Annotated in this window: 19 protein-coding genes; 7 read left to right on the top strand and 12 right to left on the bottom strand. The window is 70.1% G+C overall.

Annotated features, from left to right (window positions below; translation table 11 throughout):
• Positions 1-69: 69 nt before the first annotated feature.
• The 8 genes from CK951_RS12425 to CK951_RS12390 form a co-directional block, all read right to left on the bottom strand.
• The gene (locus tag CK951_RS12425) at positions 70-1,359 is read right to left on the bottom strand and encodes a hypothetical protein (RefSeq protein WP_096786449.1); all 1,290 of its coding nucleotides are present in this window, start codon (positions 1,357-1,359) and stop codon (positions 70-72) included.
• A gap of 2 nt (positions 1,360-1,361) precedes the next feature.
• The gene (hisD, locus tag CK951_RS12420; RefSeq protein WP_096786448.1) at positions 1,362-2,690 is read right to left on the bottom strand and encodes a histidinol dehydrogenase; all 1,329 of its coding nucleotides are present in this window, start codon (positions 2,688-2,690) and stop codon (positions 1,362-1,364) included.
• 9 nt (positions 2,691-2,699) lie between these two features.
• Positions 2,700-3,497: an ABC transporter permease gene (locus tag CK951_RS12415; protein WP_096786447.1), complete on the bottom strand. Its 798-nt coding sequence runs from the start codon at positions 3,495-3,497 to the stop codon at positions 2,700-2,702.
• Positions 3,494-4,429 carry an ABC transporter permease gene (locus tag CK951_RS12410; protein WP_096786446.1) on the bottom strand — a complete coding sequence of 312 codons (936 nt, stop codon included), beginning with the start codon at positions 4,427-4,429 and terminating at the stop codon, positions 3,494-3,496. The genes CK951_RS12415 and CK951_RS12410 overlap by 4 nt, the downstream gene beginning before the upstream one ends.
• A gap of 222 nt (positions 4,430-4,651) precedes the next feature.
• A complete protein-coding gene (locus CK951_RS12405; RefSeq protein ID WP_096786445.1) occupies positions 4,652-5,749 on the bottom strand; it encodes a PotD/PotF family extracellular solute-binding protein in 1,098 nt (365 codons plus the stop codon).
• A gap of 19 nt (positions 5,750-5,768) precedes the next feature.
• Positions 5,769-6,902, bottom strand: coding sequence for an ABC transporter ATP-binding protein (locus CK951_RS12400; RefSeq protein ID WP_096786444.1), 1,134 nt, complete (start codon positions 6,900-6,902; stop codon positions 5,769-5,771).
• Between the two features lie 74 nt (positions 6,903-6,976).
• Positions 6,977-7,756 carry an SDR family NAD(P)-dependent oxidoreductase gene (locus CK951_RS12395; protein ID WP_232520619.1) on the bottom strand — a complete coding sequence of 260 codons (780 nt, stop codon included), beginning with the start codon at positions 7,754-7,756 and terminating at the stop codon, positions 6,977-6,979.
• Between the two features lie 93 nt (positions 7,757-7,849).
• Positions 7,850-8,557: a phosphatase PAP2 family protein gene (locus CK951_RS12390; RefSeq protein WP_096786443.1), complete on the bottom strand. Its 708-nt coding sequence runs from the start codon at positions 8,555-8,557 to the stop codon at positions 7,850-7,852.
• 347 nt (positions 8,558-8,904) lie between these two features.
• On the opposite strand from CK951_RS12390, the gene dusA reads away from it, so the two are divergent.
• Both dusA and CK951_RS12380 read left to right on the top strand, forming a co-directional pair.
• Positions 8,905-9,846 carry a tRNA dihydrouridine(20/20a) synthase DusA gene (gene dusA / locus CK951_RS12385; RefSeq protein ID WP_096787251.1) on the top strand — a complete coding sequence of 314 codons (942 nt, stop codon included), beginning with the start codon at positions 8,905-8,907 and terminating at the stop codon, positions 9,844-9,846.
• Positions 9,847-9,904: 58 nt separating this feature from the next.
• Positions 9,905-10,723 (top strand): sulfite exporter TauE/SafE family protein, encoded by an 819-nt coding sequence (locus tag CK951_RS12380; protein WP_096786442.1) that lies wholly within the window; start codon positions 9,905-9,907, stop codon positions 10,721-10,723.
• A 111-nt stretch (positions 10,724-10,834) separates the two neighbouring features.
• Here CK951_RS12380 and CK951_RS12375 read toward each other — a convergent pair whose 3' ends face one another.
• The 3 genes from CK951_RS12375 to pyrC form a co-directional block, all read right to left on the bottom strand.
• Positions 10,835-12,325 (bottom strand): replicative DNA helicase, encoded by a 1,491-nt coding sequence (locus CK951_RS12375; protein WP_096786441.1) that lies wholly within the window; start codon positions 12,323-12,325, stop codon positions 10,835-10,837.
• 260 nt (positions 12,326-12,585) lie between these two features.
• Positions 12,586-13,284, bottom strand: a complete 699-nt coding sequence (locus tag CK951_RS12370; protein ID WP_096786440.1) for an orotate phosphoribosyltransferase — start codon at positions 13,282-13,284, stop codon at positions 12,586-12,588.
• 86 nt (positions 13,285-13,370) lie between these two features.
• Positions 13,371-14,411, bottom strand: coding sequence for a dihydroorotase (gene pyrC / locus CK951_RS12365; RefSeq protein ID WP_096786439.1), 1,041 nt, complete (start codon positions 14,409-14,411; stop codon positions 13,371-13,373).
• A gap of 95 nt (positions 14,412-14,506) precedes the next feature.
• Here pyrC and CK951_RS12360 point away from each other — a divergent pair, with 95 nt between their 5' ends.
• Positions 14,507-15,013, top strand: a complete 507-nt coding sequence (locus CK951_RS12360; protein WP_096786438.1) for an HD domain-containing protein — start codon at positions 14,507-14,509, stop codon at positions 15,011-15,013.
• Here the strand turns inward: CK951_RS12360 and CK951_RS12355 are convergent.
• The gene (locus CK951_RS12355; protein WP_096786437.1) at positions 14,998-15,942 is read right to left on the bottom strand and encodes a phosphoadenosine phosphosulfate reductase; all 945 of its coding nucleotides are present in this window, start codon (positions 15,940-15,942) and stop codon (positions 14,998-15,000) included. The genes CK951_RS12360 and CK951_RS12355 overlap by 16 nt on opposite strands.
• A 209-nt stretch (positions 15,943-16,151) precedes the next feature.
• Here CK951_RS12355 and CK951_RS12350 point away from each other — a divergent pair, with 209 nt between their 5' ends.
• The 4 genes from CK951_RS12350 to CK951_RS12335 all read left to right on the top strand — a co-directional run bounded on the left by CK951_RS12350 (position 16,152) and on the right by CK951_RS12335 (position 21,135).
• A complete protein-coding gene (locus tag CK951_RS12350; protein ID WP_096786436.1) occupies positions 16,152-17,066 on the top strand; it encodes a MoxR family ATPase in 915 nt (304 codons plus the stop codon).
• Between the two features lie 34 nt (positions 17,067-17,100).
• Entirely contained in the window at positions 17,101-18,312 is a 1,212-nt protein-coding gene (locus CK951_RS12345; protein ID WP_096786435.1) for a VWA domain-containing protein, read from the top strand.
• A 140-nt stretch (positions 18,313-18,452) separates the two neighbouring features.
• Positions 18,453-18,881 (top strand): hypothetical protein, encoded by a 429-nt coding sequence (locus tag CK951_RS12340; protein ID WP_096786434.1) that lies wholly within the window; start codon positions 18,453-18,455, stop codon positions 18,879-18,881.
• A gap of 181 nt (positions 18,882-19,062) precedes the next feature.
• Complete coding sequence (locus CK951_RS12335) at positions 19,063-21,135, top strand: OmpA family protein (RefSeq protein WP_096786433.1); 2,073 nt, start codon at positions 19,063-19,065, stop codon at positions 21,133-21,135.
• Positions 21,136-21,180 lie beyond the last annotated feature (45 nt).

Below are 21,180 nucleotides of genomic sequence, written 5' to 3'. Positions count from 1 at the left end.
CGCCCGCGCTATGCCATAGCGACGATACCGTTTTGTGACCATCTGTTGCCGGTTGTGCAACGATCGACGTCAAGGGTGGATGCGGTCGAAGAACTCCGTGAGCCGATCCTTGCCGGTCAGCGGCCGGCTGCCTGCCATGACCGCCGCCATGAGCCCGAGTGCCGAGGATTCAGGCGAATGCGGGCCGCTATCGGGCGCTTGGGCGGGATCGGCGCGCAGGCTCATCACCAGCGTCGGGCAGAGGAAGAGCGCGAGGCGCAGCACCTCCTCCCAGTCCTGCGGCAGCAGGTCGCGGGCCTTCAGATGCGCGAGCCATGGGGCCCAGAAGCGGCGCGCCTTCACCTCCAGCAGGCCCTCGCGCAGGATGCCCGGCTGCCAGTCGCTCTGGAGCCAGAGGATGCCGTCCTCGAGGCGAGCGGTGACGCGGTAGCGGCCCGCGATCTCCTCGGGGTCGTAGAGCCAGAGCGGATGGGCGAGGATGTTGTGGAAGGTGGGCTTCACCTCTGCCAGAAGCGACGGCACATGGCTGCCCGCGAAGGCCGGGTCGAACAGGACGAGCCGGTCGGCTTCCGCCCCTTGTTCGCACCAGACGTTGGCATTGTGCGCGTCTCCGTGGGCGGTGATCCCGCCCGCATCCGCCAGACGCCCGGGGACAAGCCGGGCATGGGCGGCATCGAACAGTTCCGCGAGTGTGCGATGATAAAGCTGGCCGTTGATCGCGATGCGCGAGTGACCCAGCATCTCCCATGGCAGGCTGAGACCGGGCAGGCCGAAGGTCTTGCCGATGTAGAACGAGGCGAGCCGGCCGCCGGGATAGTGGCGGCTTCCGGGGTCCACCAGCCGCTCGTGGAACAGCCGGTGGATCGGTTCGGCCTGCGACTGGGCGGGCGTGATCGGGTGCAGCGTCGCCTGCGCCACGGCCATCAGCCGGTCGTTCAGCTCGGCCTCGGCGGCAAGCGCGCGGGCGATGCCGGCGGGATCTGGCGCAAGGTCGAGCCCGCGCAGGAGGTCCGAGAAGCGCGGGTCCGACCGGCGGCGGTAGATCAGGATCTGCTCGCCCGGCATCTGCGAGACGAGCATCGGCCGGTCGACCGGCAGGCCCGCCTCGGCCAGCAGGTCGGCCCGGTAATATTCGCCCCGCATGGCTTCCTCGCCTTCCTCCTGGTGGAACTTGAAGAAGCAGGGGCCGCGGTCGCTCTCGAAGAAGCCGTTGAGCGAGTTCAGCGAGTAGCGGTCAAGGTTGATGGCGAGGTCGCGCACCGCGAGCCCGAAGAGGTCGTGGATGAGCGCAGCCAGCATCGCCTCGGCCGCTTGCCGGTCATGGCGGGCGGTGGCCCGGATCTCGGCGGTGCGCGACATGGTCAGGGCCGCTTCAGGTAGGCGTCGCGCATCGGGCCGACGGCGTTGGCGTGGGACGAGAAGCCTTCGTAATCCGCCAGCGCCCGCGCGACCTTGGCCAGCTCCGGATAGGCGGGCGCGGTCACGTAGCCCACGGAACTCCTCCGCAGGAAATCGTGGACCGAGAGCGGCCCCCAGGTTCGCGCCCCGCGCGAGGTGGGCAGGACCGCGTTCGGCCCGAGGCAGAAGTTCGCGATGGTGATGGGCGTGTGCGGCCCCATCAGCACCTCGGCGGCTTCCGTGATCCGGCCCAGATGCTCGAAGGGCTTCTCGGAGAGGATCTGCAGGTGCTCGGGCGCGTAGTCGTTGACGAAGGCGTGGCTTTCCTCGACCGAGGGCGTGAGCAGGATGCCGCCCGCGCGCCCGCAAAGCACGGCCTGCGAGAATTCCACCCGCTGCGGCGTCATCGCCGCCCAGTGCCCGGGGAGCGCCGCCAGCGCCTCCTCGGCCACGCGCCGCGAATGGGTGACGAGCCAGGCGGAACTGTCCGGCCCGTGCTCGGCCTCGATCAGCAGGTCGAGCGCTGCGAGGCCGCCGTGCACCGTCTCGTCGGCGAGGATGATCGACTCGGACGGACCGGCGGGCAGGCCGGGGTCGATCACGCCCGCCAGAAGCCGCTTCGCCGCCACGACCCAGGGGCTGCCGGGCCCAACGATCTTCAGCGCGGGGGCGACCGTCTCGGTGCCGTAGGCGGCGGCCGCCACCGCCTGCGCGCCTCCAACCTTGTAGACCGTCCCGACCCCCGCGAGCCGCGCGGCCACCAACGTAGCCGCATCCACCTTCCCGTCCGGCGCGGGCGGCGTGAAGATCGCGAGTTGCGGCACCTTCGCCACCACCGCCGGGACCGAGGTCATCATCGTGACCGACGGGAACGACCCCTTGCCGCGCGGGACATAGAGCGCGACCGACCGGATCGGTGTGAAGCGGTCGCCTGCGAAGGCGCCGGGGCGGATCTCCTTCAGCCACATCGGCTCGGGCGTCTGCTCCTCGTGGAAGGCGCGGATGTTGGCGATGGCGAAGCGGATCGCCTCGACGATCTCCGGCTCGACCAGCGTGAAGGCCTCGTCGAACTCGGCCTCGGTGACCTTCAGCCCCTCGCGCGTCAGGCCCTCGGCCCGGTCAAGCTCGCGCCCGAAGCGGACGAGCGCCGCGTCGCCTTCGGTGCGGACGGCCTCGAGGATCGGTGCCACCTTCTCGAGGAACATCGACAGGTCCGTCTCGGACCGGCGCAGAAGCGCCGCGCGACCCGTGGCATCGAGATCGGCGAGAACCTGGAAATTGACCTGGACCATGGGGCTACCTCACTTGGACTTCAGGAAGATCTCGAGCCCCACCAGCCGGTCGAGAAGCGCGATGGCCGCGCCCGCGATCACGATGAAGACGACCGAGACGGCGGCGAGATCGGGGGTGATGATCGAGCGGATCGAGTTGTAGATCAGCACCGGCAGGGTGACGGTGCGCGCGTCGGTCAGCAGGAGGCTCACGAGGAACTCGTTCATCGCGAGGATGAACATGAGAAGCGAGCCGGTGATGACGCCGGGCATGACGGCGGGCAGCGTCACGTGCAGGAAGGTCTGCATCCGGCCCGCGCCGCAGTTGGCCGCCGCATGTTCAAGGTCGGGGTCGAGCAGCGTGGCGCTGGACGAGACCGACCAGACAAGGAAGGGCAGGTTGATGACCGCGCAGGCCACCCCCACCGGCCAGAGGCTGCCCAGCACCCCCCATTCGCCGAAGACCAGCATGAGCCCGATGCCCGAGCCGATCAGCGGCACGGTGAAGGGCAAGAGCAGATAGACCTGAAGCGCATTGGCAAACCTCAGGCGGTAGCGCGAGAGAGCGATGCCCGCCAGCGTGCCCACCGGCAGCGCCACCAGCGTGCAGACCGTGGCCACCACGAGCGAGCGCCCGAAGGCCTGCCTCAGGTCGCGGGCCAGCGCGATCTTCTGGTACCACTTGAGCGAGAAGCCCTCGGGCGGGAAGGCGAGCATGTTGCCCGAGGTGACCGAGGCGCCGAGGACGACGACGGTCGGGGCCGAGAGGATCAGGATCGAGATCCAGACGAGGCTCCAGATCATCAGGCGCTGGCCGGGGCTGGTCATTTCCGCGCCCCCATGGCGAGCGTCCCCGCGCCGAACAGGCCCAGCACCAGCGCCACGATCGCCGAGCCCGCCGCCACCAGCATCAGCGCCAGCGCCGAGCCGAGGCCCTGATCGGCGGTGCGGAAGAACTGGTCGTAGATCGCATTCGCGATGAAGTCCTGCGAGCCGCCTCCGAGCATCGCAGGCGTGGCGAAGTCGGTCAGCGCGAGCGTCATCGTCACCAGCCCCGCGCCGATCAGCCCCGGCCGCGCCATAGGCAAGACCACATGCCAGATCGCGCGGCCCCATGAGGCGCCGAGCGAGCGCGCCGCGGTTTCGGTCTCGGCCGGGATGGCCGTCAGCGCAGGCGCAAGCATCAGGACCGCGAAGGGCAGCAGATACTGCACCAGCCCGAAGACCACGGCGGGGAAGTTGAACAGCAGCCGTTGCGGCGCGATGCCGACGAGCCCCAGCGCCTCGTTCACCATGCCGCCGTTGCCGAGGATGATCAGCCAGCCATAGGCCCGCACCACCTGCCCGATGAAGAAGGGCAGGAACAGCACCACCAGCAGCGCCTTGCGCAGCGCCGCGCTCGGCACGCGCACCAGCGCATAGGCATAGGGGAAGGCGAGGAGCAGCGTCAGTGCCGTGGCGAGCGACGCGCCGAGGACAGACCGGCCGAAAACTCGCCAGTAGGTGGCCGAACCAAGCGCGGTCTCGTAATTCGTCAGGCTCAGATGTTCAGACGGCAGGAACGTCGCCCGGTCGAGCGTGCGAAGCGAGCCGTCGGCGATCTGGAAAAGCCCCAGCACCAGAAGCCCGACCAGAAGGATTGCGGGCGCGATCATCAGCCAGCCGGTGAAGCGCGAGAGGCTCCTCGGCCAGAGCAGGTCGGCCGCCCGTTCCAGCGCATCCATCAGGCGCCAGCGCAGCGGGTATCGGAAGGAGGACATGGCGGTCTCGTTCTGGCGGAGGAGGTCGGGCGACGGTGCGGCGGTTGATGGCACGGCGAGGCCGTCGCCGCGGTTGGATGAACGGCGCCGGCGGCGCCGTCCCGGATCGATGGCTGCGGCGGCATCCTCCGACGCTGCGAGGTCGGTCGCGGCCCCGAGGTTGACAGCCGGCAACCGTCGCGACTGCGCCGCGCGACCCAAGGGCTGCGCGGCGCCTGCGCCTTACCCCTGCATGATCTCCTTGAACTTCGCGAACCAGTCGCTCTCGTTCTCGACCTGCACCTGTGACGAGATCCGGATCAGATGCTCGAAATCCTCCGGTCTTGTCGGATAGGAGGGATCGCCCACCAGATCGGCGGGCGGCGTCAGGCCCGGCACCACGCCCGGCAGCCCAAGACCGTCCAGCCAGACCTGCTGCGCCTCGGGCGTGATGGCGAAGTTGATGTATTGCTTGGCCCAGTAAAGCTCGTTCTCGGGCAGGCCCTTCGGGATCCAGAGCCCGTCGGTGTCGAACTTGCAGCCCTCCTCGGGCACCGTCCAGGCGATGTCCACGCCGTTCTTCTTCGCCTCGCGCGCGTTGGTCGAGATGGTGCAGGCAAGGTCGATCTCGCCGTTCTGGAACCAGGCGGTGAAGTCCGGATCCTCGCCCAGCAGCGGCTGTTGCTCCTTCACCTGGGCGATGAAGTCCCAGGCGGGCTGCATGTTGGCGGGGATGTCCTCGAGCTTGCCGCCGCCCGCGACCTGCGACGGGAAGTGGAAGCCGATCCCGTCGTTGTAGAGCGCGATCCGGCCCTTGAACTTCGGGTCGAGCATCACCTTCCACGACTTCGGCGGGCCGTCCGGGAAGACTTCGGGGCGATAGGCCAGCACATAGACATAGCCGTAGGTGTTCACGATCGGATAGCCGTCGAGGCCCACCGGCTTCGCAAGGTCGGTCGTATTCTTGAGGTTCGGGAGGTCGGACAGGTCCTCGGTCACGCCGCGCAGCGCCGACTTGGTGGCGTTGGTCGTGGTGTCCCAGTTGATGTGGATCGGCGGCACGCGGCCCTGCGCGACGGCGGCCCAGACCTTCGGCTGGATCTCGTTGTCCTCGGTCAGGTCGTGGCGCACGGCGATGCCGGTGGCCTTGGTGAAGGGATCGGAGACGCCCGCCTTCAGCGCCTCGACCCAGCTTCCGCCCCAGGCTCGGACGATGATCTCGGCCGGCTTCTCGGGTTCCTGCGCCCAGAGCCTGCCGGCGGGCAGCGATCCGAGCAGGGCGGCCGAGCCCGCCGCAGCGGTGCCGCGGAGCAGTCCGCGGCGCGTGACTTTGTGGATCATGATCCTTCTCCTTGCTGGGTCATCGTCCTTCCCGGCCATCCTGCCGGTTGAAGATCAGAAGATCGCGGGCCTTCCAGCCGAGCTTCACCTCGGCCCCGCTTTCGAACAGCGCATAATCCTCCGGGTCGTGGTGATAGACCTGAAGCGAGACCCCGAGGCTTTCGACAGCGACGATGTAGAGCAGCCGCTCGCCCTCGAAGATCGTGTCGCGGACGGTGCCGTCCAGCACGGTCTCGCACGGTCCGAGCGCGTGTGCGTCGGCGGCGATGCGGATCTGCTCGGCCCGGATCGCGCCGCGCGCGGGTGCGCCATCCGGCACCGGACCCGCCGGCGTCCCGGCAAGCGACAGGCCCGCCACCTCGAGGCCGCCGGGCCCGCGGCGGCCGTCGAGGAAGCTCGACACGCCGATGAAGTTCGCCACGAAGGGATTGGCAGGCGCCCGATACATCTCGACGGGCCGGGCGTGCTGCTGGATCTCGCCATGCTCCATCACGATGATCTCGTCCGAGACCACCAGCGCCTCGCGCTGGTCGTGGGTGACGTTGATCGTGGTGACGCCCAGTTCCTTCTGGATGCGGCGGAACTCCAGCTGCATCTCCTCGCGCAGCTTGCGGTCGAGGGCTGCGAGCGGCTCGTCCAGTAGCAGCAGCTCCGGCTCGAACACCAGGGCGCGCGCGATCGCCACGCGCTGCTGCTGGCCCCCCGAGAGTTCGTGGATGCGGCGCGTCCCGAGGCCGCCGAGCCGCACGAGGTCCAGGTAACGCTCGACCTTGCCGGGGATGCTGCGCGGATCGTGCCGGCGCATCTTCAGCGGGAAGGCCACGTTCTCGGCGGCCGTCATGTGCGGAAACAGCGCGAGCTTCTGGAACACCATGCCGATCGAGCGCCGGTGCGGCGCGACGGCGGTGACCGCGTGGCCATTGATGCGGATCTCGCCCCGCGTCGGCGTCTGGAAGCCCGCGATGATGCGCAGGAGCGTCGTCTTGCCCGAGCCGGAGGGACCCAGGATGGTCAGGAACCGGCCGGGGGCGAGCGAGAAGCTGGCCCCCCGCACCGCCAGCGGGCCGGCGCCGAAGTCCATGTCCACGTCCCGGATCAGCACCGCAGGCTCTGGCGAGGCCGGGGCGCGACGGGGGCCGGGCTGGGCGGTCATCTCGGGCGGTCTCCTGTCTCGAGGCTCTCAGCTTCTTGCACCCGTTCGCAGCCCTGCGGCAAGGGGAAGCGGCCTCAGATCGCGGCGAGATAGCCACCGTCGATGCCGAGGCACTGGCCGGTGACATAGGCGGAGGCATCCGAGGCGAGGAATATGGCGGCGCCGACCAGATCCTCGGCCCGGCCGAACCGGCCCTGCGGGATCTTGCCCAGCATGGCCCGGCCCCAGTCCTTGTCGCGATAGAACACCTCGGTCATGGCGGTGCGGAAATAGCCGGGGGCGATGGCGTTCACCCGCACGCCGCGCGGCCCCCATTCCGTCGCCAGCGCCCGCGTCATGCCGAGCAGGCCGCTCTTGGACGAGCCATAGGGCACGGCGGTGGGCACGCCCACGAAGGAGGTGAGCGAGCAGAGGTTGATGATCGAGCCCGCGCCACGGTCGAGCATCCCCCGCGCCGCGGCCTGCGTGACGAAGAAGGCGCCGCGCAGGTTGGTATCGACGATCCGGTCCCAAAGCTCGGGTGTCACGGAGTCGGAGGGGCAGACCTCCTCGATGCCCGCATTGTTCACGAGGATGTCGAGGTGCCCCGCCCCGTCCAGCGCAGCGGCGATCCCCTCGACCCGCGACTGGTCGAGCGCAAGGCACTCGACCGTGCGCCCGAGGTCGCGCACCCGCGCGGCGGTCTCGTCCAGCGCGGCTGCGGTGCGCGCGGTCAGCACCAGATCGGCCCCCGCGCCGGCAAGGCCAAGCGCGATGGCCTGGCCGAGGCCGCGACTTGCCCCGGTGACCAGCGCCCGTCTGCCGTCCAGCGCGAAGAGACGCGAGAGATCCGACGAGCCGGTCATCCGCGACATGCCTTCCGGTTTCCGTTCATCCCGTCCCATCCTCCGCGCTGCGGCCCCCAGCAGGCTAGCCCGGCCACGGGGGCGCCGTGAAGCGCTTTCGGCTCAGGTAAGGGCTGCGGCCAGATCGCGGAGCAGGTCGCGCACCGGGCCGAACATCAGGGCGACCTGCCATGTGGTGAAGAAGACCAGCGGATAGAACAGCCCGCCATGGCTGAGCGCGAAATCGGCGACGGCCTTGCGCTCGAACTGACGGCCGAGCGCAGGCACGAGCAGAAGGCTCATCGCCACGCCGATTGCCGCCCCCACCGCGATGTCCAGCGTGTAGTGCAGCCCGAAATAGACGCGGGGCAGGCAGATGATGAAGATCGCATGCGCCAGCGCCACCGTGCCGATTGCCCGATGGGCAAGGAACATTCCCGTGGCCAGCGCGAAATACAGCACGGCGTGGTCGCTGGGCATGGAACTCCAGCCGTCGAGGGTCTGGCTGGTCAGGCCGTCGTGCAACAGGAAGCCAAGCTCCGGATCGTGGATCGGGCGCGGCCGGTAGGGAAGCGTGACCGCCAGCGCGCGTCCGACGAAGACCGCCAGCACCGCGACCAGCAGCGTCGCCAGCAGGCGCGCGCGAACACGGGCGCGGTCGTGGTGGGTTGCGAACCAGAGGCCCCAGAACAGCATCATCGAGAAGGCGCCCTTGAAGACGCTGTTTCGCTCGACGATGTGCAGCAGCGCGTCCAGCGTCGGCATCCTGCCCACGAAGCGGTTGACGGACAGGGAGGCGTGCAGGTCAAAGGATGTCAAAAGGTCCATCATTATCCGTATCCGGTGAAAGGGCTCCAAGAAGGGCCTGCCGTCACAAATTCGTCAAGATATTTTCTTTTTCCTGCAAGCCCATGGACGAGCCGCGGGCCGTCTCTCCACTGCGCCCCCTCGGAGCCCGAGGCCGGGGGACAGCCACGCATCGGACCTCGGGCGCCGTGGCGGTGTGGAACAGCGACGCGACTGCTGCTACAAGGCGCGGCGATCCCGCGACGCATGAGGCGCCGCCGTGGGGCCGCCATGCCAGCAAGCCGGAGGGCACAGAGGTGAACACGTCGGATCGATCCGGAAGCCCCCGTCACGACACGGTGCGCGCCGCGGCACGTCTGTCGGTCGCGCCAATGATGGACTGGACGGACCGGCACTGCCGCTACTTCCACCGCCTCATGACCCGGCGGACGATGCTTTACACCGAGATGGTGACGGCGCCGGCCGTGATCCATGGCGCGCGGGACCGGCTGCTGGGCTACTCCGGGGCCGAGCACCCGGTCGCGTTGCAGCTTGGCGGCTCGGACCCGGCCGAACTGGCGCAGGCGGTCCGGCTGGCCGCGCCCTTCGGCTATGACGAGATCAACCTCAACGTCGGATGTCCCTCGGATCGGGTGCAGTCGGGCTGCTTCGGCGCCGTGCTGATGGAACGCCCGCGTCTGGTCGCCGACTGCGTGGCCGCGATGATCGCGGAAAGCCCGGTGCCCGTCACCGTCAAGTGCCGCATCGGCGTGGATCACCAGGTTCCCGAAGAGGTGCTGCCCGCCTTCATCGAGACCGTCGCCGGTGCCGGTGTCCGGCATTTCGTCATCCACGCCCGCAAGGCATGGCTGCAGGGCCTCAGCCCGCGCGAGAACCGCGAGGTGCCGCCGCTCGACTATCCGCTCGTCCTGGCCATGAAGCGCCGCTTCCCCGAACTGGTCATCTGCCTGAACGGCGGCGTCTCGACGCTGTCGCAGGCCCGGGCGCTGCTCGACGCGGGCCTCGACGGCGTGATGATCGGCCGGGCGGCCTACAACGAGCCCGAGCTTCTGCTCGAGGCCGACCGACTCTGGGGCGAGGAGCCTCCGCGCAGCCTCGACGAGGTTCTGGCCGACATGCGGCCCTACATCGCGGAACATCTGGCCGGCGGCGGGCGGCTGCACCAGATCACGCGCCACATGCTCGGCCTGTTCGCCGGCCGCCCCGGCGCGCGCGGCTGGCGTCGGCTGCTGTCCGAAGGCGCCTCGCGGCCCGGGGCAGGGCTCGACCTCTACGACCGCGCGCTCGACGAAGTGCGGGCGCGCGCCGCCTGATCTCTGGCGCTTCGGACATCGGCAGGCTATGGCGGGGCGCTGAACGAAAGGCCCGGTCATGCCCGAACTGTCGATCCTGCTGCCGATGCTCGCCCTGCTGCTCGCCATCGGGGCCTTCGCCGGCGTCATTGCCGGCCTTCTCGGCGTGGGCGGCGGGCTGATCCTCGTGCCAGCCTATTACTACGCCTTCGAGGTGCTGGGCTACGAGAGTCCGGCGCTGATGCGGGTCTGCCTCGCGACCTCGCTCGCCACCATCATCGTGACCTCGCTGCGCTCGGTCCATGCCCATCACGGCAAGAGCGCGGTGGATCTCGGGATCCTGCGCGGCTGGGGTCTCTGGATCGCCCTCGGCGCGGTGGCGGGCGTCCTCGTCGCGTCCAGCCTGCGCTCGACGGTGCTGCAGGCGATCTTCGGCGGCGTCGGCGTGCTGGTCGGGCTCTACATGGCCTTCGGCCGCGCCAACTGGCGGCTGGGCGAGGCGATGCCGGACGGGCCGAAGCGCGCGGCCATCGGCGGGTCGGTCGGCTTCCTGTCGGTCCTGATGGGAATCGGCGGCGGCACCTTCGGCGTGCCGCTGATGAGCCTCTACAGCGTGCCGATCCATCGCGCGGTCGCCACGGCGGCGGGCTTCGGCGTCATCATCGCCCTGCCGTCGGCGGCGATCTTCCTGCTGACGCCGGTCGATGTCGCGCCCCCCTGGACGGTCGGAGCGGTCAACCTGCCGGCCTTCGCGGTCACCATCGCGATGACGCTGATCACCGCGCCGCTTGGCGTGCGCCTCGCCCACGCCATGGACCCGGGCCCGCTGAAGCGCGTATTTGCCGTCTTCATCATGATCGTGGCGCTGAACATGCTGCGCAAGGCCGCCGGCTACTGACGCTTTCCGTCCGGCCGACGCCGCATCGACCTTGGCGGGCGTCAACTGTCGGGCCTTCCGCGGCAGCGCCGGGGGCGGGGGCTCGATGCCCCCGGCGCCGGCACCTCCGCCTCAGTAGCTCTCGATGCCCTGCTGCCAGGGCCGGACCAGATTTCCGAACCGCGTGAAGCGGCCCTCGAAGCTCAGCTCGACCGAGCCGATCGGCCCGTGGCGCTGCTTGCCGATGATCACCTCGGCCTTGCCGTGCACCTGTTCCATGATGGCCTGCCACTGAGCCATCTTCTCCATCTCGTGGTCGCCCGGCTTCTCGCGCTCGCGGTAGTATTCCTCGCGGAACACGAACATCACCACGTCGGCGTCCTGCTCGATCGAGCCCGACTCGCGCAGGTCGGAAAGCTGCGGCCGCTTGTCGTCCCGGCTTTCGACCGAACGCGACAGCTGCGACAGCGCCACCACGGGGATGTTCAGCTCCTTCGCGATGGCCTTCAGGCCTTGCGTGATCTCCGAGACTTCCTGCACCCGGTTGTCCCGCGATCCGCCCGAGCCCTTCAGCAGCTGCAGGTAGTCCACCATCAGCACGTCGAGGCCATGCGTCCGCTTCAGCCGCCGCGCCCGCGCCGCGACCTGGCTGATCGGCAGCGCCGGCGTGTCGTCGATGTAGAGCGGGCAGGCCTCCAGCGCCTTCGCGGCCTCGACGAAACGGCGGAACTCGGCCTCGGTCATGTCGCCCCGGCGGATCTGCTCCGAGGGCACCTCGGCCGCTTCCGACAGGATCCGCGCGGCCAGCTGCTCGGCGCTCATCTCGAGGCTGAAGAAGCCAACGACGCCGCCCTCGACCGAGCCTTCCGACCCGTCGGGCAGCCGGCCGCGCCGGTAGGCCTTGGCGATGTTGAAGGCGATGTTGGTGGCCAGCGAGGTCTTCCCCATCGAGGGCCGCCCCGCAAGGATCAGCAGGTCCGAGGGATGCAGTCCCCCGAGCTTCTTGTCCAGATCGGCAAGCCCGGTCGAGATGCCGGCAAGCCCGCCGTCGCGCTGATAGGCGGCGTTGGCCACGTTCACCGCATCCGTCACCGCCTTCAGGAAGCTCTGGAAGCCGCGCTCGGCATGGCCCTGCTCGCCCAGACGGTAAAGCTTCTGCTCGGCTTCGACGATCTGCTCCTTCGGCTCGGAGGTCACATCGACCCGCGCGGCCTTGGCGGCGATGTCGCGGCCCAGCCCGATCAACTCGCGCCGCACGGCAAGGTCATAGATCATCTGGGCGTAGTCGCGCGCGGCAAAGGCCGAGATCGCGGCGCCCGCGAGGCGGACCAGATAGGCCGGGCCGCCCAGTTCCTTCAGCCCCGCGTCCTCTTCCAGAAACGCCTTCAGCGTCACCGGCGAGGCGAGCGCGTTCTTCTGGATCCGCGCCGCGGCGATCTCGAAGATGCGCTGGTGCACCGGATCGAAGAAATGCTCGGCCCGGATCACCGAGGCGATGCGGTCGAAGATGTCGTTGTTGGTCAGGATCGCGCCCAGCAACTGCTGCTCGGCCTCGATGTTGTGCGGAAGCGCTTCCGGGGTCTTCTCCGGCTGAGGTTCGCGAAGTGCCCTGACCTCGTTCATTCGGTTCTGCCCTCTCTGCTCTCGTTCGACGGGCGCCATCTTTTTCGGGCGCCCTTGGTGCGGTGCAACGTCATACTCCCAAACGGCAGGACGGGGCAGGGGGTATAGCTCCGGGGATCGTGCCGCCTGAAGCCTGTGGACAGGCTGTGGATCGTTTCGACGCCCGGAAAGGCTACCACATCTGGCGGGCCGCGCAGCCGCAAATCGCAGCCTGTGGCGATTCTGCCGGCGGCGGCCCCCGGTTTTCCCCAGGTCGGGCTTCAGCGCTTTGGATGAGCGTCGGCCGGTTTCCGCGCGTCCTGCCAGTCGCGGGGATTGGACAGGAAGCTCTCGACCTCGGCCAGCGTCGCATCGTCGAAGGTGCCGGAGGCGCGCGCCTCGGCCAGCACGTCCCACCAGGTGCAGAGGTGGTGCAGCGTGACGCCATGCGCCTCAAGCCGGCCGATCGTTTCGGGGAAGATGCCGTAGTAGAAGATCACGGCCGTATGGGCGCAGGTCGCGCCCGTCTCGCGGATCGCATCGACAAAGGAAAGCTTCGAGCCGCCGTCGGTGGTCAGGTCCTCGACCAGCAGCACGCGCTGGCCTTCGGTCATCACGCCCTCGATGCGGGCGTTGCGGCCATAGCCCTTCGGCTTCTTGCGCACATAGGTCATCGGCAGCGCCAGCCGCTCGGCGATCATCGCCGAGAAGGGGATGCCTGCGGTCTCGCCGCCCGCCACGTTGTCGAAGGCTTCGAAGCCCGCGTCGCGCAGCACCGTCATCGCCATGAAATCCATCAGCGTCGAGCGGATGCGCGGATACGAGATCAGCTTGCGGCAGTCGATGTAGGTGGGCGAGGGCAGGCCCGAGGCCAGCGTGAACGGCTCGCGCGGGCGGAAGTGCACCGCCTGGATCTCGAGCAGCATCCGCGCCGTCAGGCGGGCGATCTCCTCGCGCGGCGGAAAGGAAGTGGGGATCATGGGGATCGTCCTCTGGTCAGGGGCGTCCATTGCCCGTTGGGGCAGGTCGCGGCAAGGCGGATTGCCCGGACGGGCGGTGGCGGGCCTCAGGTCTCGACATGCCAGAGCAGCGGGAAACCCGGGTCGAACAGGGTGACGGGACCGGCCCCGGTCAGGATCTTCGCCGGCAGCGCGAGCGGCTCGCCCTTGCGCAGGGTGATGCGCTCCTCGTTGGCGGGCAGGCCGTAGAACCGCGGCCCGTGCAGCGAGACGAAGCCCTCCAGCCGGTCAAGCGCGCCTTCCTCCTCGAACACATGGGCGAGGATGGACATCGTGTTCGTCGCGGTGAAGCAGCCGGCGCAGCCGCAGGCGGCCTCCTTGGTGCTGTCCACATGCGGCGCGGAATCGGTGCCGAGGAAGAAGCAGCCCTCGCCGGAGGTGGCGGCCTTGCGCAGCGCGAGCCTGTGCGTTTCGCGCTTCGCGACCGGCAGGCAGTAGTAATGCGGACGGATGCCGCCGGCGAGGATGTGGTTGCGGTTGATGATCAGGTGGTGGGTGGTCAGCGTGCCGGCAATGCCTGGCCCGCCGCCGCGCACGTAGTCCAGCCCCTCGGCCGTCGTCACATGTTCCAGCACCACCCGCAGCCCGGGCGTCGCCTGCCGGATCGGGTCCAGCACCCGGTCGAGGAACACCGCCTCGCGGTCGAAGATGTCCACCGCCGGGTCCGTCACCTCGCCGTGGACGCAAAGGGGCAGACCGATCTCGGCCATCGTTTCCAGCACGCCGCGCACGCGGTCGAAGTCGCGCACCCCTGAGGCCGAGTTCGTCGTGGCGCCGGCCGGGTAGAGCTTGACCGCCTTGACCAGCCCCGAGGCCGCGGCGGCCCGGACATCGGCCGGGTCCGTGGTTTCGGTGAGGTAGAGGGTCATCAGCGGCTCGAACCGCGCGCCTTCCGGCAGCGCGGCCAGGATGCGCTCGCAGTAGGCCGCGGCCTGCGCGCCCGTCACCACCGGCGGCACGAGGTTCGGCATCACGATGGCGCGGGCGAAATGGCGCGCGCTTTCCGGCAGGACGCCCTCGAGCATCGCGCCGTCGCGTAGGTGGAGGTGCCAGTCGTCGGGGCGGCGGAGGGTCAGGCTCTGGGTCATGCCAGCCGCCTACTGCATCGGCCCGCGCATTTCCAGTGAGTCGCTGCCCGGGAACGCGAGGCGTTGCCACACGTTGCGGCGGAAGGAGGATCCCGATGCAAAGACTGCTGGAAGCCTGCGCCTTCGCCGCCCGCCTGCATGCCGGGGCGCGGCAGAAGGGCCACGAGGGCCACCCCTACATCAACCACGTCATCGACGTGGCGCTGCGCGCCTCGCTGAGCGGGGCGGCGGACGAGACGCTGGTGATCGCGGCGCTCTTGCATGACACGGTCGAGAAGGCCGGTGCGACGCCCGAGCAGATTGCCGCGCTCTTCGGCCAGGATGTCGCCCGGCTGGTCGCGGAGGTCACCGATCCCTCGGAAAGCGACAGCCTGTCTCCCGCCGCCTGCCGGCTGCGTCTTGCGGACAAGGCGGCCAATCTCGCGGCGCTCACCTCCAGCCCGCCCGGCGAATGGGACCGCGAGGCGCTGGCGGCCTATTTGCACAAGGCCGAGCGGGTGGCCGCGGCCTGCCGCGCGGTCGATCCCGTCCTGTCCCGCGGCTTCGACGAGGCGGCAGAGACCGCCCGGGCGGCGCTGGCCCGGTCTCAGCCCCGGCCCTGACTGAGCCGCCTGTGCAGGTCCAGAAGCCGCTCGCGCAACTCGGCCGCGTCGAACGTCCGCTCGGCGGTGTTGAGCACCTTGCGCGCCCGCCGCGGTCTGCCGGCGTTCAGCGCCAGATGGTGCACCACATAGTCGATGTCGTCGCGTCGCGCCCGCCACAGCCGCGCCACCCGTCCCGGACCGAGCGTCCCCCGGGCCCCCGCCGCGATCAGGGGCCCGACGAGGCCCATGCGCAACAGGGCCGCTTCCAGCGGTGATCCGACGTTGCGCAGGCGTTGCAGGTGCACATGCGGCCCGCGGAACAGGGCGGCATGCATCGCGTCCAGCGGCTCGGCCGGATCAAAAAGCAGGAAGACCTCGCCCGTGCCCTCGACCATGTCCGGCGCATAGCCGTAGCGGTCGGTGAAATCGAGCCGCCGCAGCGTCCGATGCCGGGGGTCCCATCCCGCGACGGCCGGTTCGAGCGTGGCGCGAGGTGTGACCGCGATCACTGTCGCCGCCGGCGCCGTGGGCGAGAAGGCGCAGGCGGCATAGCCGCCCATCCCCGCGCCATAGAACACGATACGGTCGAAATCCTCGAAGAAGGCGTCGTCCACCAGCCGGTCGAAGTAGCGGTGGACGGCCGCATCGCGATACCACGTCTCGCCATCCGCAATCAGGCAGAGATGCGACCAGCCTTCGGCCCGCGCCACGCAATCGCCCAGCGGCAACTGCCCCGGTCCCTGCGCGCGGATCGCCTCCAGCGTCTCGAAGCTGACCACGAGGATCGGGCCGTCGTCGCGGAAGAAGGCCCAGTGCCGGGGTCCGAGGCTCTGGAAATAGCCGACCTCGTCGCCGATGCGGTCGACCAGCTCCAGCCAGCTTCCACGGTCCGTGGCGGACGAGGCGTCGCGAAGCAGGCGCGGATCGGGAGACAGGTCGGATGTCATTTCTCGGAGGCTCGGATCTTCGTGCCACTGGGGAAACTTCCGTCTGCCCGAGCGGGGTGGCCAGTTGATGCGGTCAATGCGGCAAAAGCGTGACAAATGTTGTGGGGGCATCCGAGGGCCCGCCCGACCTTGGTCGCAGACCGGCCGCGGCCCGCTTGACCGCCGCGGCCCGCCTCGGTCAACCTCGGCCCGCAACCCGGAGACCTGCCTTGTCCCACCTTCTGCCCGCCTCGATCGACGCCACCGCCGAGCTTCTTGCCGGGCAGGGCTATGTCAGCAACCGCGCGCTGGCGACGGTGACCTTCCTCGCCCTGAAGCTGGGCCGCCCGCTGTTCCTTGAAGGCGAGGCCGGCACCGGCAAGACCGAGATCGCCAAGGCGCTGGCGGCGGCGCTGGGGCGGCGGCTGATCCGGCTGCAGTGCTATGAGGGGCTGGATGCGGCCTCGGCGGTGGCCGACTGGAACTTCGCCGCCCAGATGATCGCGATCCGTGCCGCCGAAGCCTCGGGCGGCGCCGACCGCGACGCGCTGAAGGCCGAGCTTTTCACCGAGGACTACCTGATCGAACGGCCGCTCTTGCAGGCGATGCGCCCGCAGGACGGCGGCCCCCCGGTGCTGCTGATCGACGAGCTGGACCGCACCGACGAGCCCTTCGAGGCCTTCCTGCTGGAGGCCCTGTCGGACTTTCAGGTGACGATCCCCGAGCTGGGCACGATCCGCGCGCCGGAGCCGCCGATCGTGATCCTGACCTCGAACCGCACCCGTGAGGTGCATGACGCGCTGAAGCGGCGCTGCCTTTATCACTGGGTCGATTACCCGAGTTTCGAGCGTGAATACGCCATCCTCGCCGCCCGCGCCCCCGAGGCGCAGGAGGCGCTCAGCCGCGAGATCGTGGCCTTCGTCCAGCGCCTGCGCCGCGAGGACCTGTTCAAGAAGCCGGGCGTCGCCGAGACGATCGACTGGGCGAAGTGCCTGCTCGCGCTCGACGTGATCCAGCTTTCGCCCGAGGTGATCGCCGACACGCTGGGCGCGCTGCTGAAGTATCAGGACGACATCCAGAAGGTTCAGGGATCGGAAGCCCGGCGCCTGCTGGACGAGGCCCGGCGCGACTTTGCCCCGGTCTGAGGGCCGGCCGGCCCGGCGCCGGAAGGGCTGAGCCATGGAGACGCTTGCTTCCCCCGAGGGACGTCTGGGGCAGAACATCCTGTGGTTCGCCCGCGCGCTGCGCAAGGCGGGGCTGCCGATCGGCTCGGGCCGGGTGATCGACGCGATCCGCGCCGTCGAGGCCGCGGGCTTCACCTCGCGCGAGGATTTCTACTGGACGCTCCACGCCTGCTTCGTCTCGCGCCCCGAACACCGGGCCGTCTTCGCGCAGGTCTTCCGGCTCTACTGGCGCGATCCGCAGTTCCTCGAGCACATGATGAGCCTGCTGCTGCCGCAGTTGCGCGGCCTGCAGGAGGACCGGCCACCGGAGCCCGCCGAGAAGCGCGCCGCCGAGGCGTTGCTCGACGGGGCCGCCCGCCCCGAGCAGCGCGAGGAGGCGGGCGAGGAAAGCCTGATCGAGATCGATGCGGCCGAGACCGTCTCGGAGGAGGAGCGGCTGAAGCGGCTCGACTTCGAGCAGATGTCCACCTCCGAGATCGAGGCGGCCAAGCGGATGCTGTCGCGGCTCACGCTGCCGGTGCCGCCCATCGCCTCGCGGCGGGTGGTGGCGGCGGTCTCGGGCAGCCGGCCCGACCTGCGCCGCACCCTGCGGCTTGCGCTGCGGCAGGGCGGAGAGGTCGCCGCCATTGCCCGCCGGCGGCCGACCGAACGTTGGCCGAACCTCGTCGTGCTCTGCGACATCTCGGGGTCGATGTCGCGCTATTCGCGGCTTGTCCTGCATTTCGTTCACGCGGTGGCGAACCGGAAGGGGCAGGGCTGGGCGCGGGTCCATGCCTTCACCTTCGGCACGCGGCTGACCGACATCACCCGCCACTTGCGGACGCGCGACGTGGATGCCGCGCTGGCCGCCGCCGGGGCCGAGGCGCAGGACTGGTCGGGGGGCACGCGGATCGGCGAGTGCCTGCACGTCTTCAACCGCGACTGGTCGCGCCGGGTGCTGGGGCAGGGCGCCGTGGTGCTGCTGATCACCGACGGACTTGACCGGGGTGCGCCCGAGGCGCTCGCGCGCGAGATGGAGCGGCTGCATCTTTCCACGAGGCGGCTGATCTGGCTCAATCCGCTGCTGCGCTGGGACGGCTTCGCGCCCCGGGCGGCCGGCATCCGGGCGATGCTGCCCCATGTCGACAGCCTCCGGGCGGCCCATTCGGTGGCATCGCTCGACGCCCTCGCAGAGGCCCTTTCCCGGCCCGAGGGCCGCCGCCGCTGATTCGGAGCCTGCCCCGGGTTTCACACAGGTTTTATCGCGGCATCGCCGTGGCCGCGGGAACGCTTCGCGCCCCAGCCTGTTGTCGCGCCATGCCGATCCGGAGCCCGCGGGCCGGGATCAATGACGTGAAAGGACAGACGATGAGCCACAGACTGCTCCAGACCACCGCCGCCCTGACGCTTGGCCTGATGGCGCTGCACCCCGTCGCGGCGGTCGCCCAGACCTCGACCGCCGACTGCGTTCCCAGCGCGACCGTGACCTGCCCTCCGGGCTCGACCGCGCCTGCGGTGCCGGGCGCCGAAACCCCCGCCGGCACCGACGACTCGACGGCGGCCCCGCCGGTCGATCCGACCTCGGAAGCGGGCGGCGCGGCGGGCGCGCCTGCGGCCGAGCCGCAGGTGCCGGGGGCCGAGACCCCGGATGGTGCGGACGACTCGGCCGCCAGCCCGCCGGTCGATCCGGGCTCGCAGGCCGGCGGCCTTGCGACCGAGGGCGCCGCTCCGATGGTTCCGGGTGCCGAGCAGCCGGACGGCACGGACGACAGCCAGGGCGGCGTTCCGCCGCAGTAATCCCCGATCTGACAACATGTTGCTGCCGCCGCCCCCTCCGGGCGGCGGTTTTTTTCATTCCACCGGCAAAGCTCTGCCGGCGTGCGTCCCCGCGGGAACGTTCCGCATGCGTCGCCCGTTCTTCTGATGCAAGATCGGCCCGTTCCCGGTGATCAGGGTCACGAACGAAAGGAATTTTCCGATGAAGAGTCGGCTATTGACCACGACGGCCGCACTGTCGGTGGCGCTCTCCGCGATCCAGCCGCTTCCATTGAGCGCGCAGGACGGTCAACGGGCGAACTGCACGTCCGAGAACCCCGAGGACTGCCCGCCGCGAAAGCGCGGCGAGCAGCGGTCGGGCGAGGGCGCCGGCCAGCAGGAGCGCCGCAACCGCCAGCCTGACGCGGCGCGCCAGCAGCAGGAGGATCGCCCCGCCGGGCAGCAGCGTCAGCAGCGCGCAAACCAGCCGGACGAGCGGCCGGACGCCCGCCCCGCCGGTCGCGCCACCGATGCCGAGCGCCCCGAGCGCGAGCAGCGCAAGCAGCGTGCCGCACCGCAGGACGATACCCCCGCGGCGCGACCGGCCCGTCCGGCAGCCGAGGCCGAGCGACCGGCTGACGGCGAAAGGTCCGGGCAACCGCGCCGCGCCGCGCCTGAGGGCGGCGCCGGCGGGGAGGCGGGGCGGCCCGCCGACCGCGAGCGCGAGCAGCGTCGGGCCGCGCCGGACCGCGAGGAGGAGCCGGGCGCAGCCGACCGGACGCGCAGCCGCGAGAACCAGCGCGAGGCCGAGCCCCGGGATGGCGGCGAGGCGCCGCGCGCTGACGGCCAGCGCTCCCGTCAGGGCGACGACGGACCCGATGGCGATGAACTCCGCCGGATGCTGGAGGAGGAGGACGCGGGACGGGGCGCCCCGCGCGAGGGTGATCGCCCTGTCCGCAGCACGGACGAGAATGACAGCCCCGTCGTCGGCACCGACCGTGCCCCGCGCGACCGGGCGCGCCCGGACACCGAGCGCAACAATCCGGTGGCAAACGATGCCGAACGCCCCCGGCGCGGGGACGGCCGCGATGCGGACGCCGAGCGCAGGACGCGGGACGGCGACCGGGCGACCCGCGATGCCGGGCGCGCCGAGGAGGAGCGCAGGCCAAGTCGCGAGGAGGCCCGCCGTTCGCTTTCCCGCGCGCTGGACGATCCTGACAGGAGCACCGCGGCTGCGGCCGCCTCGGCCGGGAACGCCCGCGAGGCGGCAGAGGACGCCCGCCGCTCGGCCCGTCGCGCCGAACGCATCACCGAGGAGGACTTCCGCTCGAGCCGGGAGGACTTCGCGACCCGCGCCACGGATTGGCGGGCCGGCGAGGATGACGACGACGATGACGACGATGGTGGCCTGAGCAACTTCGAGAAGTTCGGCCTGCTCGCCCTGGGCGGTCTCGCCGTGGGGGCGCTGCTCAACAACCGCGACGAGGTCGTGTCGAACAGCGGCGACCGGGTGGTCGTGCAGCGCGCCGATGGAACCTATGCCGTGCTGAAGGACGATGACACCCTGCTGCGGCGACCGGGATCGGAGGTCATCACCGAAAGCTATGCCGATGGCTCCACCCGATCGGTCGTGACGCGCGAGGACGGCACGCAGATCGTGACGATCCGCGATGCCGCCGGCCGCGTGCTGCGCCGCTCGGCCGTGGACCGATACGGGCAGGAGGTGCTGCTGATCGACGACCTCGCCCCGGTCGAGCAGATCGACTTCTCGCGCCTGCCGGAACCCGCGCCGGTCTACAACTTCACCGAGACCCGCGACAAGGCAGCCCTGCGCGAGGCGCTGGAACAGATGCGGGGCCGGGATCTGGACCGGACCTACAGCCTGCGCCAGATCCGGGACTACCGCGAGGTCCGCGCACTTGCGCCGGCCATCGACGTCGATCAGATCACCTTCGACAGCGGCTCGGCGGCCATCGTGCCGGAAGAGGCCGAGAAGCTTGCCATGCTGGGCCAGACGATCTCGGACATGATCGCCGAGCGCCCCGAGGAGGTGTTCCTGATCGAGGGGCACACCGACGCGGTGGGCTCGGCTGCGTCCAACCTGACGCTTTCGGACCGCCGGGCCGAGTCCGTGGCCCTCGCGCTGACGGAATACTATGACGTGCCGCCCGAGAACCTCGTGGTGCAGGGCTATGGCGAGGAGGACCTGCGGGTCGATACGGAAGGGCCGGACCAGCGCAACCGACGGGTCGCGGTCCGGCTGATCACGCCGCTGCTGCAGACGGCGGCGAACTGACCGCCGACGCCGCCATGCCACCTTTTGGCAGTGGCGGCGTCGCTC

Source organism: Rhodobacter sp. CZR27 (assembly GCF_002407205.1).
Taxonomy (GTDB): Bacteria; Pseudomonadota; Alphaproteobacteria; order Rhodobacterales; family Rhodobacteraceae; genus Cereibacter_A.
This window is presented reverse-complemented; position numbering and strand designations above follow the sequence as displayed.

Bases quoted from the DNA above. Each gene is read 5' to 3' on its own strand.
- CK951_RS12345 (WP_096786435.1), top strand. From the start codon at position 17,101: ATGGAGACGCTTGCTTCCCCCGAGGGACGTCTGGGGCAGAACATCCTG.
- CK951_RS12395 (WP_232520619.1), bottom strand. From the start codon at position 7,756: ATGTCGCGGATGACCGGCTCGTCGGATCTCTCGCGTCTCTTCGCGCTG.
- CK951_RS12340 (WP_096786434.1), top strand. From the start codon at position 18,453: ATGAGCCACAGACTGCTCCAGACCACCGCCGCCCTGACGCTTGGCCTG.
- CK951_RS12355 (WP_096786437.1), bottom strand. From the start codon at position 15,942: ATGACATCCGACCTGTCTCCCGATCCGCGCCTGCTTCGCGACGCCTCG.
- CK951_RS12335 (WP_096786433.1), top strand. From the start codon at position 19,063: ATGAAGAGTCGGCTATTGACCACGACGGCCGCACTGTCGGTGGCGCTC.
- CK951_RS12360 (WP_096786438.1), top strand. From the start codon at position 14,507: ATGCAAAGACTGCTGGAAGCCTGCGCCTTCGCCGCCCGCCTGCATGCC.
- pyrC (WP_096786439.1), bottom strand. From the start codon at position 14,411: ATGACCCAGAGCCTGACCCTCCGCCGCCCCGACGACTGGCACCTCCAC.
- CK951_RS12425 (WP_096786449.1), bottom strand. From the start codon at position 1,359: ATGTCGCGCACCGCCGAGATCCGGGCCACCGCCCGCCATGACCGGCAA.
- CK951_RS12370 (WP_096786440.1), bottom strand. From the start codon at position 13,284: ATGATCCCCACTTCCTTTCCGCCGCGCGAGGAGATCGCCCGCCTGACG.
- CK951_RS12410 (WP_096786446.1), bottom strand. From the start codon at position 4,429: ATGTCCTCCTTCCGATACCCGCTGCGCTGGCGCCTGATGGATGCGCTG.
- dusA (WP_096787251.1), top strand. From the start codon at position 8,905: ATGATGGACTGGACGGACCGGCACTGCCGCTACTTCCACCGCCTCATG.
- CK951_RS12415 (WP_096786447.1), bottom strand. From the start codon at position 3,497: ATGACCAGCCCCGGCCAGCGCCTGATGATCTGGAGCCTCGTCTGGATC.
- hisD (WP_096786448.1), bottom strand. From the start codon at position 2,690: ATGGTCCAGGTCAATTTCCAGGTTCTCGCCGATCTCGATGCCACGGGT.
- CK951_RS12375 (WP_096786441.1), bottom strand. From the start codon at position 12,325: ATGAACGAGGTCAGGGCACTTCGCGAACCTCAGCCGGAGAAGACCCCG.
- CK951_RS12380 (WP_096786442.1), top strand. From the start codon at position 9,905: ATGCCCGAACTGTCGATCCTGCTGCCGATGCTCGCCCTGCTGCTCGCC.
- CK951_RS12405 (WP_096786445.1), bottom strand. From the start codon at position 5,749: ATGATCCACAAAGTCACGCGCCGCGGACTGCTCCGCGGCACCGCTGCG.
- CK951_RS12390 (WP_096786443.1), bottom strand. From the start codon at position 8,557: ATGATGGACCTTTTGACATCCTTTGACCTGCACGCCTCCCTGTCCGTC.
- CK951_RS12400 (WP_096786444.1), bottom strand. From the start codon at position 6,902: ATGACCGCCCAGCCCGGCCCCCGTCGCGCCCCGGCCTCGCCAGAGCCT.